Origin of the sequence: Bradyrhizobium acaciae (assembly GCF_020889785.1) — a bacterium.
Lineage (GTDB): Bacteria > Pseudomonadota > Alphaproteobacteria > Rhizobiales > Xanthobacteraceae > Bradyrhizobium > Bradyrhizobium acaciae.
In genome coordinates, this window is the sequence record NZ_JACMYK010000009.1 from 84,614 (window position 1) to 100,045 (window position 15,432).

The 15,432-nt window shown below is 57.9% G+C and carries 5 protein-coding genes; 4 read left to right on the forward strand and 1 reads right to left on the reverse strand.

Annotated elements, in window-relative coordinates; genetic code table 11:
* The first annotated feature begins 154 nt into the window (after positions 1-154).
* The 4 genes from H8A92_RS06890 to H8A92_RS06905 all read left to right on the forward strand — a co-directional run bounded on the left by H8A92_RS06890 (position 155) and on the right by H8A92_RS06905 (position 12,720).
* Positions 155-2,035: a tetratricopeptide repeat protein gene (locus H8A92_RS06890; protein WP_229195077.1), complete on the forward strand. Its 1,881-nt coding sequence runs from the start codon at positions 155-157 to the stop codon at positions 2,033-2,035.
* Between the two features lie 1,214 nt (positions 2,036-3,249).
* The gene (locus H8A92_RS06895; RefSeq protein WP_229195078.1) at positions 3,250-7,137 is read left to right on the forward strand and encodes an AAA family ATPase; all 3,888 of its coding nucleotides are present in this window, start codon (positions 3,250-3,252) and stop codon (positions 7,135-7,137) included.
* Positions 7,138-7,682: 545 nt separating this feature from the next.
* Entirely contained in the window at positions 7,683-11,243 is a 3,561-nt protein-coding gene (locus H8A92_RS06900; RefSeq protein ID WP_229195079.1) for a S8 family serine peptidase, read from the forward strand.
* Position 11,244: 1 nt separating this feature from the next.
* Positions 11,245-12,720 carry an MBL fold metallo-hydrolase gene (locus H8A92_RS06905; RefSeq protein WP_229195080.1) on the forward strand — a complete coding sequence of 492 codons (1,476 nt, stop codon included), beginning with the start codon at positions 11,245-11,247 and terminating at the stop codon, positions 12,718-12,720.
* Between the two features lie 931 nt (positions 12,721-13,651).
* On the opposite strand, the gene H8A92_RS06910 is transcribed toward H8A92_RS06905, so the two are convergent.
* Positions 13,652-15,271, reverse strand: coding sequence for a Fic family protein (locus H8A92_RS06910; protein ID WP_229195081.1), 1,620 nt, complete (start codon positions 15,269-15,271; stop codon positions 13,652-13,654).
* Between the last annotated feature and the right edge of the window lie 161 nt (positions 15,272-15,432).

Consider the following 15,432-nt stretch of genomic DNA (forward strand, 5'->3'; position numbering starts at 1 on the left):
CGTATCCTAGGCTATTCCCTAGCTTGCCTTCAGTTGCGGAAACGTTGTCTCCACAACGATGGTTCGGCATTGCGTCTTCGCCGGCGGCCATGTCGCTGTTGCGGAACAGCTGTCTCGTTCGAACTACGTGAACACGGCGAAGGATAGGAGCGCGATGTCCGAAAGCGAGAAAGATCTGGAGTTAAGGGCATTCAGAATCCACGCGCCCGCCCAGAAGGCCCTGCAAGAAATCCTCAACGCCCTGCAATCGAGCGCAGACGTGTTCTACGCGGTTAGAAGTCGCGTTAAGCCCGTAAAGGCAATCCTCGAGAAAACGCAGCGTAAACGGAAAGAAGTAGGTAGAGAAGGCTATCAACCCGAGGACATCACGGACATCGTAGGTGTGCGCGTGGTTACGCTCTTTCGCGAGGATGTTATCGATGCCTTGAAGATATTCCTTAGTCTAATCAAGCATCAGGGTAGCCACTTTGCCAAGTCGCCGTTCACAAAGGATAGCCTCAAGGAGGGCCTGATCTACACCAACGCAACCATTGGAGATCCCGAGGCGATCACGAGCCGCCTGAGAAGTGTGTTCGATTCCTTCGGCTTTCCCATCAGAGACGCCAATATTCTACAGGTCCAAACCGGATACTCATCGATCCATCTTGTTGCATTCTGCAGCGCGAAGCAGGACGACGAGGTTGTGCAGGTCCCAATCGAAATCCAGATCAGGACCGTGTTCGAAGACGCTTGGGGGGAAATCGATCATAAGCTTCGGTACTCAATTTACAGAAGTCGAGTCGAACCGGAGCAACTCATCGAAAGTTGGCAGCCGCACCTCAACGTGCTCAAGACGTTTACGGACGGCTGCAGTCAATACGCTGGAATAATTAAATCCCAAGCCATCGACGTCCACGCCCGACCGGGAGCGTATCTCATCGTTCCGGTCGATGATCCGGAGAATGCACTCAAGGGTATCGGAAAGTCGTCTCCCAAGCTCCAGGCTGCGTTCAGAACGGCATACGAGGCTCGGGCCGTGGCAATGCAAAGTGCGGCTTCAGGGGCGAGCTCGGCGACTGAGAGGATGTTCCGCGAGGCCGTCGAGGCATTCTCCCTGGTTGGAGAACTCATTCCAACCTCAACGTTCGATTCTGACCGCGAGCGAGAAGTGGCAACCTTTCTGGTAACAATGGAGCGTGCATTCTGTCTGCTGTCCATTGGCAAGAAGGAGACACTCGATGAAGCCATCAAATTGTATAGCGAGGCGCAGGAGATGTCCCCCGAAAGCGTCGTTGTGCACTACCGCTACGCCCAGGCCTTGGTGAAGCTCAATGAGCTAGATGCGGCCATCGCAAAGTATCAGAAGGCAGAGTCTCTGCTTTCTGCCGATCGATATGTGCCCCGCGATCATTGGTTACATACTGTGATTCCAAGGATGCTCGGGTTCGCGTTGTGGGCCAAGAGCCGTTCGCAGCCGCTCGACGAAGAGGGGAGGGCTGAACGAATACGCCTTCTTGTGCAAGCATACGGCTATAGCAAGAAAGCTTGCCAGTTTGCTGCGCTTCACAATACATCGACGATGATATCGCGGTTGCGTAACGCCAATAATGCGCTGCATTACGCAGCTGAGTATTTGGACCTGAATCCCAAGGGTATCGACATCAATAAAGAAGATGTAAGGGAGCACCTCATCTTCTTGGAGCAAAATCTCAATCTTCGGAACAGCACGAGGCAGCAGCTCAATTTCATCGATACATTATGTCGAGCAAGCCTGCTCTTCGGCAAGGTAGAGCAGGCAATAGCGGCCGCCGAAACAATCGAGCGGCTACTTAGTATGCCGCCCGCGAGCACGGCGTCGCCGTCCGCAATCGAAGATGACTCCGAATTAAGAGGGGTGCCGCCGAGCCCTGGCCCCACATTCTACGCCACGACCAGTCAGCTTAACGAAAAGGAAAGGGACATCCTCGAGCATGCATTGTGGGTCCTTCGCCGTCATGGCCCCGGTCCGGAGGGCGCACGAAAGCGGCGCAAGCCGGGCAAAAGGCGTTCAAAGTAGTTGACACGTGCTCGTTGTGGTTGTCTAAAAAGAGGCAGAATTGGAGCCCAGCCATGATCTATCCTGAGGAAGGCGAGGGTGATTGAACCCAGCCGAAAAAGGCCGCCGGAGAGGCGGCCTTTTTGTTGTCGCCGGTCGATCAGAGCTTCTCGGTCATTTCTAGGCGTGGCCCAATCCTGGCCAGATCCGTTCGCCGGCGGCGGAATGCGGTTGGCTCATCCGACGAAGACGTATTCTGTAACCCGTCGCAGATGTCACATCGAATCTAGCTGGTCTTCGCTGGCGCAGTTTTTGACCCATGACTAGGCCGTACCTGGCGCAGGATTTCGCCGCCAAGAGTTTGCCGTCGCCGGACCCAGCCGCGATGAGTTCGAGGGCCGTGGCGGCGTTCGAAGCATCGATTGTTTCCGACGCTCCGCGACTAATGCGAGAGGCTATGTCGGAGCCATCCTTTAACCTGCAGGTCTTCAAATACCACCCGTTCGGGCGCATCGAACCCGGTAACACAATGCATCACGGAGCCTGGCTTCTGATCGCCCTCCATGATGGGCGAGGGAAGCGATCCTCGCTGGCCATGATGCCAAGTGCCATTCCAACGGATGCCGCGCAACAGGGATAAGTTTTGAGCTGCTCAGAAAGCCGCGATCTTTCGCAATGAGCATTTCTGACAGCAACGCGGCGGCGCATGCCATCGTCAACGCAAAGATCGCATTCCGGTTGCTGCAACTCGATGTGCCCGAGGCGAGCGGATCTTGTTGCCACTTAGGCCGGCTGCGCAGGCGCGGAGCTTTACCTAGGTGATCCCCTAGTGCCTTCTCTTGCGCAGATGCCGCAAGTTGGGCTGCACCATCCGTCGCATGTCCGAAAGCGAGCCGTCCCATGAAGCGTACTGACGGTCGAAACGTCTTCGTTATCGACCTGACCAAAGTCCTCCGGAAGATCGACCCTGCGCAGTTGGCGGACAAGTTCGCTCGAGCACATCTAAAAGGGGTTAGATACGGGCGGGTCGTGGTCCGAACCGGGACGCTAATCTGCGGCATAGCCCTACACAACCGTGCCTGATCTCCACGGTAACGCGTCGTGGTCTATCCCTCAATCCGTCTGACTTAGGCGGTCCAAGAACAATTTCCGAACTGATTTGAGCAGCCCGGCATGCTTGGTCGGACTTGGACCAAAAGCGTGGGCACAACCTCTAAACACATCGCGGAACCGAAATGCCGATATCGCTGAGCGAAGCAAGGGCCCAATTGCTCAAGGGCACACCTCTTTCCTGGACGAAGTTCGAAAACAACAAGGCGGGTTCGATAGCCCTTAACTCGCCCGGCGCAAGGCGACTTTTCAAGTTTCTCGTCGAACAAAGCCCCTCAAAGGTCGCAGAGGCGAACGAGGTTCTCTTCCCGGGTCTCATTGCAGCATGGGAAGCCGGCGATGATCCGGCAGCATCGACCAAAATCGAAACAGATGTCGCCCCCGGTGGTATCTGGAGGTTGGTGCGTATCGAAGCCAAGAATTTCGCAGGTTTGACGACTTGGGATGGCCCATCCTTCGACATGAGCATCGGCGGTGAAAATTGGTGTTTGGAGGGGCAAAACGGCAGTGGGAAAACGTCTCTCAGCAATGCCATCCTATGGGCGATGACCGGAAAGCGGGTTCGTGAACAGGATGGACTTGTCGATGAACTAGGAGAACGTTCAGCAGTCAACAGTCCTGCAGGAAAAGAGATCGGCTCGTGGCCTTCTATCGTCTCATATCCCAAAACCGTTGCGCAGCTAGCGCAGGAGGCCGTTGCTTGGGTGCGGCTCACTTTTGAGAACGAAAAAGCCGAGAAAGCGCTGGCGGAACGAAAACTCACGTCCCCTAAAGAGGGCACGGCCTCAATTGAGGTATCTGTCGACGCAAGGTTGACGACAATTCCCCAGCTGATTGAGACCGGGCTCCTAATGCCCGCGCGAATCCCTCGGATAGGTTTCGGCGACAAGAGCCAATCGCTCTATGAGGCCGTAAAGCTTCTCACAGGCCTCGATCAGCTTGGAGATATCGCAGATGGCGTGGCAAAATTGGCAAATAAGGCCCAGCGCTTTTACAAATATGCAAAGGATCAAGGCGTTGAGGCGATCGTAGGCTCGTTCACAACGAATCTTGAAAAGGCAGAGGTTTACGCGAGGAACCTAGCGATCGACCTTTCCAGCCTGCGGACCCTTGGAGAGCAAGATCACCACAAGTTGCTCCTTGAGGCTGCGAAGTCAGCTGCGGCTCAAGCAGCCGCACACATTGCGACGCTTAAGAGCGAGATCGCAGACGACATGGACACAAGCGTGGCTGCCGTTCGAATGCGGATAAAGCAAGCCGTGGAGAACGCGCGCGCCATCACTCAGTTGGGCGTCAACGGAATTGTACAATTTGAAGCCTGGATATCTTTGAAAGAAGCCCTCGAAGATGAGGGTTTCAAGTCTATTCCTGCGGCTCTAGAAGACGCAAAGAAGAAGCTCGAAGAAGCGGTGTATTGGCACGAGCGACAGCGAGAAGACACGAGGTTGAGGCTTAAGGCGCTGGCAGCCCAATACTTCGTCGAGCCGGAAGGCGACGCGCTTGTGGTTTGTCCGCTTTGCGAAGGTCAGCTTACAAGCGAGCAGCAAAGAGGACTTGCTGCTGAACTTGCACGGTTGCGGGAGCATGCGTCAGTCGCGGAGCGTAAGATCGATGATGCCTGCGGCGCGATCGATCGGGAGTTGAAGGCGCTGCTCACACCGGATATCCGAAAGCATTTCGACCTGCTTCGCGTCATGGTGCCGAAAAGCGCGTATGCTGATGCCGTGCGATCTCGCTTCGGCATGAATGACGCGTTCAGCGACGTTCTAACCGGCATCACAAAACTGACGGGCGAGATTGTCGATGAACAGGTTGCTGCACTCCCCGATTTCGTCCCATCGGCCATGGAGACGCTTTCACAGGATACTCCCCGATCGGTGCTCGCCCTTCGCCAAACGATCCACTCGCTCAAGGTCGTCTCTGACCTTGCCTTTTGGTGGGAAGGGAATGCGAGCGCGTTTCGAGCCGCATGGGCACAACTTATCGGCAAGATGGCAGATAAGGATGATCCGCCGCCTTTGCGATCTATCACTGGCAAACTGCGCATCCTTGAACAAGCAATCGAGAAAGCTGAACCTCTGGATCAACTCGCTGGCTGCCTGCAAACAGCGGCAGACGCCGTAGAAAAATGGGAGAATATCCAGAAACATCAGCGTGTTCGCGAGGCGATCATTGAAGCGTTGGAACCGCTCAAGGACCTGAAGCATCTGGTCGGAGCGGAAACTGCAAGATCGATAGCGACACTTTCAGACCGCATCCGCGCGATCCTCGACAAAATTCGTCTTAATGAGCGTTTTTTGTTTCAGGACGCAGCGTTGGACCGCAAAACGATCAAGGTGGAAGGCAGTTTCGAACCCGGTCTTCAAATAGATGCATTACTCGTCGCCAACACATCCTGGCTCCGCGCAATCCTGTGGGCATTTGTCTTTGCGTTGCGCGAAGAAACGATCGAGGCGGCAGGCTCAAATCCGCTGCCACTTGTCCTTTTGGATGACCCGCAAGTGACGTTTGACCCCCGTAACGAGCGCAAATGGGCGCAAGAGATCGCGCGCCTCGCCAACGCAGGTTCGGCAGATTCTTTTGGAATGCAGCTGATCCTGACCACGCATGAACGTCAGTTCGTCAAGTTTCTAGTCGACGAAAATCTGTTGAAGGGGCAGCAAGGCTTGGTGTCTCCGCTCAATAAGGCATCGCCCGTTGCGACTATCGTCAATGGTACCAATGTCGATCAGCTGTACGACAAAGCGGCCGCTGACAACGATGATGGTGTCGCTCGTCAATTCATCGCCGCCGTAAGAGTCTATAGTGAGGATTTGCTGAAATGCATGATGCGAGCGGAAAGTGTCGAAATCGCGGATATGAGCCTTGATGCCTTGAGGGGCGAATTGAAACGCTTGCGCGAAGCTCACGTGGCGCCTTTTAACCGACAGGTTTTCAAGGAGCTCGTCGGCATGCTCATGGGTGGCGGCGGCAAGGAAATGAACATCATCAACGAAGCCCATCACAAGGATAACGAAACTCTGGGCCTCGCGCAGGCTGTCGATGTCAAAAGGTTCTGGGACAAGCAGCTTAGGCCCAAGTTGCATGAAGCATTTCATGTGTACGCCCAGTTTGAAGCCTTTGCTGGCGAGCCGCGAATGTTCGGATGGAGTGAGAACGTTATTGGATTTCCAGCCGGCCATAACGAAGCGCTCAAAGCCCTTACGTTGATGAAGACCGGCGTTGCGGCTGCTGCGAAGTCAAACGGCAAAGCGGGCGATGGAATTGTCACGCTCAAGGAGTGGGATGATGCCGAGCCTGTCAGGCTCTTCAATCACGAGATCTATCAGTTGGCCGCCGCGACCCTTGATCCTGTCGCTGGAATTGGTGACGTCCTAATCGTTTCGAACTATGCGCCAATCACTAAACACAGCCTGGTCGTTGCAGCCTTTGGCGAGCAGCTGCTGGCTCGCCGCCATAGCGAAACTGATCTTCACCCGACGATGACTATCTTGACGGGGCAAACGCTCGAGCCTCATCAGCTTCCCCAGCCCGTGATCGCGCCTAACGAAAAACTGCAGCAAAAAAAGATCGTCGGAACCTTGTTTGTCTCGCACGTTGCGTCGCCGCCATCCCATATCGACAATTGTGAGATTGTGGCGGTGAACGACGTGGGTCTGGTCCAAAAAGCATTGTCAAATGTGCGGCTCTTCCAAGTGCGGGGAAGAAGTGCTGAGCCAATCGCACTGGACGGGCAGTACCTTGCGACCCACGCTACGACGTTTGGCTCCGAAACATTGAAGCGGATGGAAGGTCGGCTTGTGGTCGCCGTGGACGAGACCGGCGAACGCTATTTTAAGCGGTTGCGCCTTCACGGAAGTCTCGTTGTATTGGAGAGCTTGAATCCGGATGGAACGACGGCTGCGCAACTGCTCAGTTTGGATGGCTCGCATGGCCTTCCGAAGTTGACCAACCTACTGGAAGTCGTCGGTGTGCTGTTTGAGCTTCCTGATCAAGCCAAGAAGGGCAGCTAGCAAACGTCTTTAAGAAGGACGACACGGACTTCGTCGATAGCGGTGTGCGATGCGAGAGAGTACGAGGCAGGCAATGGTCGCAAGCGTGTTAGGACGCCGATTGCGCGAGTTCATCGCCCTCGGACTCGTTGAGTCGGGACCATTCCTTGAAGGGGACCTGGTTGCCCATGTCTGTCCGGCGGGTCGATACGCAAGACGGCAGGGATTATCGATGACCATACCAGCTCTTCGCCACAGAATAGCGGCGGCTATTGTTCCTGCCGGTCCGAGACCGTCCCGTTCCTTGCCCAATAGTTGAGCAGCGTTTCGAACGGGCGGAATCTTGGCTGCAGCTGAGAAGGAGGTTTAGGCGGGAGAGAGAAGAGAGTGACTGCCTTGCGGATCCCGTGCGGCGCTCTGAACGTCAAGTGGTCCCTCTGAGCGGGGGCCGCGTGACTGTGATCGGCACCTAGGGAGGCGCCCAGTAGTCAGCCCGTCGGTCTACTGATTTCCTTGGGCTCTCGAGCGGTCTTTGGCCTTGGCCGCCTAGGAGCTTTGGACCAATGATGAGCGATGCAAACGGTAGAATGCGTTTCCTGGTGAAGGCGGCCGGCTCACTGAGGACAGCATCGATCGGTCTGGCACAGGCGCCCGCGGTTAAGCTGTCGGCAAAGCCGCTTTTTCAAAGTATCGGCAAAGGCGGCGGCCTGGGCGCCGCGGCGTCCGCCGAGTGGCACATGGTCGAGGCGGATGCTCCCCAATTGGACGCAGCCGCCGCCTGGCAGGCCTGCCATGAGTTGGTCGCCCAAGGGCAGGCGCTTGCGCCCGGCGGAATCCGATTTGCCGAGCCGGATCTGGAGCAGCAGTGGCCGATCGGCAAGGAGCCATTGGTCGAGGACAAGCTTGCGCTGCGCACCGGGGCACCGAACGACCAAGATCCGCACTACCCCCGTGAGGCCGACAATTATTGGTTCGCTGATAATGATCACGGTCAGTTTTCCGCATTGGTACAGTCCGATCCAGGCAAAGGCCATAGGATCCGAATTGCTCATCTCGATACCGGCTTCGATCCGGATCACGTGACTTGCCCAAAGTTCATCGACGGCCAGAAAAATTTCGTCGACCCTGACTTTCCAGACGATGCAAGAGACCGCTCATCGGGTCTGTTCAACAATTTCAGCCACGGCACCGGCACGCTTAGTATTCTTGCGGGAGGAGGCGGCTCGGGGGTGAAACCGTTCGGTTGCGCGCCGGACGCTGAGATCGTTCCCATTCGAGTGGCGAACCGCGTCGTTCTGTTTCGCAACAGCGCGATCGCGCAGGCGTTCGATCATGTCCACGGCCTGTGCAGGACGCCGTCGACGTTGGTCCATGTCGTCACGATGAGCATGGGAGGCGTACCGTCGCAAGCCTGGGCAGAAGCTGTGAATGCGCTCTATGACGCTGGCGTCTTCGTGGTGACGGCCGCGGGCAACAACTACGGCAACTTTCCGACCCATCTCATCGTCTATCCGGCACGGTTCAACCGGGTGATTGCCGCTTGCGGTGTCATGGCGGATGGGGCGCCCTACGCCGACCTCGCGCCCGCATTGATGGCCGGCGATTACGGCCCGGACAGCAAGATGCTGGGGGCCTTGGCCGCCTACACACCTAATGTGCCCTGGGCCAGGTTCGGAGAAGCGGCAGTCGTCGACTTCGATGGAGCCGGCACTTCCGCGGCAACGCCTCAGATCGCAGCTGCCGCAGCGACTTGGATCCAGGCAAATCGCCCACTCTACGATGGAGTGGCAGAGCCCTGGCAAAGGGTCGAATTGATCCGCAATGCGCTGTTCGAATCCGCAGCTCACGACCAGGCCCGCGCGAAGTATCTCGGGGCGGGAAGATTACGCGCCAAGGACGCATCTACCTGGATACCGCGCGGCGGCTTGGAGAAGCAGCCCGAAGACGATGCCAGCTTTTCCATGGCCCACCTTGTGTTCGGACTGGCGGCCGCGGGACCGCTAAAACAGCCGATGTTGGACCTTGAATTGTGCCAGGTGCTGCAGAAGACCGGGCTCGATTCCAAGTTGACCGGGCGGCCCGCACGCGGCGCGCTCGAGGCCGTGGTCGCTGAGGTCCTGGCGAGCCCACTTGCTTCGCATACGCTAAAGAAGGCACTCATGAAGGCGCCCGTGGTGGCGACGAGCGCAAAGGCGCCGGCGAGCGCGCAATCCGCCGCGATCACGCCAATGGATCACCTCAACCTTGAGCAAGCGCTCGAACCTCCGCTGCCGGTGCCTCCGGTCCGGAAGCTCCGCGTCTTCGCCTACGACCCGACCCTGCAGACCGATCCTCAGATGTTCGGCATCAATGAGGCGACGGTGTCGGTTCCTTGGGAAGCCGAGCTTACCGAAGGTCCGACGGGCGAATATCTCGAAGTGGTGGACGTCGATCCGGCAAGCAAATGTTGCTACGCCCCGGTCGATCTCAATCATCCCCATCTTCTCGGGACGAACGGACACGCCCCATCCGAGGCGAACCCCCAGTTCCACCAGCAGATGGCTTATGCGGTTGCGATGCGGACCATTACGCGGTTCGAGCGGGCTCTCGGACGCCGGGCGCTTTGGGCGCCGCGGATGGTGCGAGGGCCGGACGGAAATGTCGTCGACCGTAAATTTGTACAGCGCCTACGCGTCTATCCGCACGCGTTGAGGGAGAACAACGCCTACTACAGCAGCGCCCGAATGGCGCTTCTGTTCGGTTATTTCACCGCGGAAGAGGGCGATATCGGCACATCCCTGCCGGGATCACAGGTCTTCTGCTCAGTCTCGCATGACATCATCGCGCACGAGACGACCCACGCGCTGCTCGACGGTCTGCACCCGAGATACCAGGAAGCGACCAATCCGGACATGCTCGCGTTCCATGAGGCATTTGCGGATATCGTGGCGCTGTTCCAGCACTTCACGATCCCGGAAGCGCTCCTTCAACAGATCAAGCGGGCGCGCGGCGACCTCAGCCAGGAAAGTCTGTTGGGACAACTCGCCGTGCAGTTCGGACAGGCCAGCGGGATGCACGGGCCACTGCGAAGCGCAATCGGCAGGACTGACGAGAAGGGCGAGTGGCAAGCAGTCAAGCCCAGCAGAACCGACTATGAGACGCAGAAGGCAACCGGGGATCCGCACCTCTTGGGATCAGTGCTGGTTTCCGCAGTATTTGCAGCGTTCGAGACGATCTATCGGGGACGCAGCGCGGACCTTGTCAGGCTGGCGACCAATGGTACCGGCATATTGCCGCAAGGCGAGATCTCGCACGATTTGGCATTGAGGCTGGCCGCAGAGGCGTCAACAATCGCCGACCAGGTTCTCAATATCTGCATCCGCGCACTGGACTATTGTCCGCCGACGGATCTGACCTTTGGCGAATACCTGCGAGCATTGATCACCGGCGATCGTGATCTGGTGCGTGAAGATACCCGCGGTTACCGCGTTGCCTTCATCTCCGCCTTTCGGGATCGCGGCATCTATCCGAAGGATGTTGCCCATCTCGCTGAGGATAGCCTGGTCTGGAGGAGGCCGCCGGCGATCGATCATCAGATGGCGCGTGATTTTGCGGCTCTCGTCAAGTCCCTGGACCTCGACTGGAATCTGAATTCGGTCCGTCGTAACGCATACGAAACCTCCGAGAGGAACCGTCTCAAGGTCTGGAAATGGATATCCGATCCCAAGCGCGCGGCGCTGCTGTCTTCGCTTGGCTTCGAGAACGCAGCCCAGAACGTCAAGATCGGTGAGATGGTCGGCGAGATGCGCCCGGTGGAGGTCCATTCGGTTCGGCCGTCACGAAAGACGGCACCTGACGGCACCAGTCACGGTTGGTTGGTGATGGGGATCACGCAGACCTTCAGAGCCCATCCCGACGCCGAGCGCTACCGCGGCGGGTGTACGGTGATGGTCGATCTCAACGACAATATGCCGGTCTACTTTATCAGGAAGTGCCTGCGCGGGTCGACCGGAGCGGCGGCGCAGCAACAAGCCAGAGCGGCTGCGAAAGAGCGCGCTGCGGAACTGGGCATCGCCTATGTTTCGCCAGGCGATCCTCATCACGATCGCGAGCAGTTTGCTCTCCTGCACCGTGGCTGGGGGACTTGAAATGGCCAAGAGGACCGCAAAGAAGGCCGCTAAGCGCGCCAAGCGATCAAGTCATGGAAAGTCCGCGCCGGCGACCAAGACCAGGGCGAGCAAGAAGGCCAGCGCGGCAAAGGAGCCACCTGCTGCGAAGAAGACGGAGCCATCCGGAGGGACGCGACGCAAGCCGACCACCGAAAAGACAGACGATCCGAGGGCTCTGATCCGTATCTACAGACACGGTCTCGGGGACTGCATCCTCGTTCGCATTCCGCGCAAGAACGGGCCGATGTTCAAGCTGCTCATCGATTGCGGAGTGGCGGTTGCCCAGAAAAAGGGCGCAGAAAAAATGCAAGCCGTGATGAGGGATATTCTGGACGTAACAAAAGGATCTGTGGACGTGCTCGCTGTAACTCACGAGCATTGGGACCACGTCTCCGGCTTCCAACAGGCGGAGGAACTGTTCGAGGAACTCGCCGTCGGTCAGGTTTGGGTTGCTTGGACCGAAGATCCCCGCGATGAGCTCGCAAAAAAGCTGCGCAAGGAACGCGGCCAGTCACTGGAATTGATATCCGCAAGTGTTGATGCCTTGAGAGCAGCAGGAAACGAGACTGGCGCGGATTCTGTTCTCGCCTTGACGGGGATGTTCGGCGCGGCAGGAGAGAAGACGAAGGCTGCATTCGACCTTGCTAAGGCAAAGTCGGGAGGCGGCGGTCCCATCTATCTGCATCCGGCCGATCCGCCCATCGTACCTGAAGGATGCAACTTCCAGATCTTCGTCCTTGGGCCCCCTCACGATGAAAAGGCCATCAAGCACTTTAACCCTTCAAAGAAGAATCCAGAAACCTATGAGCTGGCGCTCGACGGCAGTGGCGTGCTGCCACTCGGTGTCATCAGCGCTCTCTCCGGGGACGGCGACGTCGTGCCCTTTCCACCATCCTCCCGGATTCCGCTTTCCACCTCGCAGGCACATCAGTTCTTCCGAAAGGCCTATTGGACAGGAGCCGATTGGCGGCGGATCGACGCCGATTGGCTTGGCAATACGGACGAGTTCGCCCTGATGCTCCAATCAGCGACGAATAATACCAGTCTCGTTCTGGCCATCGAACTCGAGGGCGGCGACGTACTGCTCTTTGCCGCGGATGCTCAGGTTGGGAACTGGCTTTCGTGGGAGGCGCTGGAGTGGGGCGCCGGCGCGGACCGGAGAACCGGACCGGGATTGCTCGAGCACACGATCTTCTACAAGGTCGGTCATCACGGCAGCCACAACGCGACCATGAAGGAAAAAGGGCTCGACCTGATGACCGCGTTGAAAACGGCGATCATCCCGGTCGACGAGGTTGTTGCCAAGAAGATGCGCTGGGGAGCCATGCCGCTGGCCTCATTGGTTGCCGCACTATCTGACAGGACCCAAGCGCGAACGCTTAGGACAGATAAGGCCCCTGAAGGAACGATAGCAGGCGTCGAGATTGAAGACCTGTACTTCGAGCTAACAGTATAGACCTTCGGAATTCGAAAACATCGCGCTGAGTAGGTGGTTTCCGAGGCGGCGATAGAGGGCGACGATATCGATAGGAGTGGCGACAGCCGACAGGAAACGACGATCTGTGTGTGCCATGAGACCTAATCGATGTAATTCTCGCGCAAAAAGGCTGGTGGATCGACCCACGCTCCGCGTACCATCGTCAAATGGAAATGCGAAAGTCGCGCCGAGCGCCGTCCACCATAAGTGCGGAGCGTCTTCGGCCTCATATTATGAGACCACTCAGAGTCACAGGCGTGCACCATATGGGTGACCGCCAAGCCCTGTCGTTCGGTTTTGGCATTCCGATGCTCTGCTCGACGGAGGAGCGGGAGTGCAAACGGAGGCCTTTCCGAGGACGCTGCATGAGGACTATGGGGCGAGAGCACTGGCGCTCGCTTCGATTCTGCGAGTTTTGATCAGCGAACGCAACTGCGATTGCCGAGCGGACTACAGTGGCAGCGAAAGGTAAGCGTGCCTTGGCAGTGTCGCTATTGGTGTTTACGACGCGCGAGGAAAACTCGAAGAGTTTACATTTCTCGGAAAAGTCCTGCGGTGATGCAGGGCAGGTAAGAACTTCATAGGGCATTCTCGGTGGGGCCAAGCAGAGGCGTCGCCAGGTTCTCCTCGAGAAAGCGGAGCAGGAAAGGCAGATTCTCTGTATTCTGGCCCGGCGCGACCGTAGTCGACATGGTTCGGAACGCGTCGCTAGCCCGAAGGGCATCCTTTATCCTCTCGACGTCGGTCAGTGATGGTCAAGTTCGTCCTCGGATCCGTGTGGGTACAGGTTCGCCGATTATGCGGCGGAAGTATTGGTCGGGGATGAAGGCCGTTTGACCCGGCGACAGGTCGAAGGTTGCGAGCCCGCCGCTCGTACAGTATTCGGGAAGAGCCGGCGCAGTGCGGCCGATCAAAGCGCCTTGCCGAAATTAGACGTCTGGTCGTCCTCCAGCGTGCTCTCCAGATCGCGCGTCTCCCAATATTCGGCTGGTGCGGGGATGCCGTTTCTGACTTCGATTCGGAGATCCGCATTGGGCGACGTGAGGCGGGCGTTCTTAACGTCCTCGAGGAACGCGTGCGTGGAGGCCCACAGTTCGATCGTCCTGTTGAGGTCGGGCGATGTGATCGAGTGCGTGATGCGCTGGCACTCGAGCAGAGCGCGGACGAGAGGCGCGGCCACGGGCCTGCTTTCGAAGAGCTTCGTCAGACCGCCGATATAATTATCCCTGAAGATGGTCGGCACGACGATGCGGCAAGTACCGGCGGATACGAGTTCTTTCGTCATCATGATGCGCGACGTCCGTCCGTTGCCATCGTTGAAGGGGTGGACCGCGACGAGCATCGTGTGCACGAAGATGCCCCTGGCAAGGGGATTGGAGATGCTACGCAGCATCTCAAACCCCTCCTTCAGGGTGCCTTCCACCAGATTGGGGGCGACGAACTCCGTGTTGCCCGCGTAGTTCGGCTCCTTCTTGAAGCTGCCGGGATCCTTCTCCGGACGCGCATCCATAAGGATGCGATTGCGCTCTTTGATTTCGTCCACGAAGGCCGCAAACGAGTCGGCCATGGACATTCCCTTCGACATGGTCGAAACCTGCCGGAACGTCTGCACGACGTCGCGACCGTCCGCGGGGCGACCATCCGGCTCCTCGTCTTCGAAGACGATACGGCGGGCCTTATCGACCGAAAACCTCGTTCCTTCGATGTAGTTGGTGAAATAAGCCTCGATAAAGGACACGCACGCCCGTTCGTCCGTTCCCCCATGAGGATCGGGACGATCGGGGAGGACCGCTCTGTCGAGAACGACGCCGAGCTCTTTGAAGCGCTCCATGCAATCTGGGTCGAACGGCGCGCTGCGGCGAGTCCTGGCAGCTACTTTTTCGTTTTCGAGCTTGGCCTGCCGCGTACCCAACAGCGTTCCGATGAGGTCATCGAGCGTCTTCAATTCATCGGTGGCTTCGAGGTCGCCGGCGATCCGGTGTGCGCGCTGGCGGATGGCGCGTAGACCGTCTTCGTGCTCTGTCCTGAGGAGCTTTTCGAGCTCGGCCTCGACGCCCTCGCGGCCGACGTTTCGGCTGGGGCCTTCGCGTTCACGGGAGGGCTTCAGATTGTCGAGAAGCTTCCGCGACGCACTCGGGATGTACGTGCCGAGATAGGCGATGTCGCCTTCGAGTGGGCCGGGACCCGGAAGGGAGCGGATCTCGAGCCCCGGGATGGAGAACCTCTTGCGCGCCTTTCCGTTGGCGTGAGCACAGAAGATCCAGCCAGGGTATTTGGGACGTCCGTCGGAACCGCGTTCTCTCCACGGATTGACCTTCAAGGCCGTGCGCCCCGAAAGTACGGCTCCGGGTATCAGCTTCCCGAGGATGGAAGCCCAGCGGGCATAGGCGAATTCCTCCGCGGAACGGCCCTCGAGCTTGCCGTAAACGCCGTCCGCTATCCGGATCAGGGTTCCGGCACGCGCTTGTCGTTGGATCGAGCGGTCGTGGGCTCGATCGCCCTCACCAGTGAATTCAAGATCGTCCGCCATGGCGACTTAAGTCTCCTCTGGAGCGCACGTTTGTCGCTGTGAGGAACTTAAGCGCAAAACATGTCGCAATTTAGAACTTAACGATGTGACGGTTAAATTATACCTTTGATAACTTGAGTTGGACTATTTTGTCGCCTTTGGCTACATAGCGCTAAGTTTTG

Excerpts from the sequence above, each read along its gene's own strand:
- H8A92_RS06890 (WP_229195077.1), top strand. The coding sequence starts at position 155 with ATGTCCGAAAGCGAGAAAGATCTGGAGTTAAGGGCATTCAGAATCCAC.
- H8A92_RS06895 (WP_229195078.1), top strand. The coding sequence starts at position 3,250 with ATGCCGATATCGCTGAGCGAAGCAAGGGCCCAATTGCTCAAGGGCACA.
- H8A92_RS06900 (WP_229195079.1), top strand. The coding sequence starts at position 7,683 with ATGAGCGATGCAAACGGTAGAATGCGTTTCCTGGTGAAGGCGGCCGGC.
- H8A92_RS06905 (WP_229195080.1), top strand. The coding sequence starts at position 11,245 with ATGGCCAAGAGGACCGCAAAGAAGGCCGCTAAGCGCGCCAAGCGATCA.
- H8A92_RS06910 (WP_229195081.1), bottom strand. The coding sequence starts at position 15,271 with ATGGCGGACGATCTTGAATTCACTGGTGAGGGCGATCGAGCCCACGAC.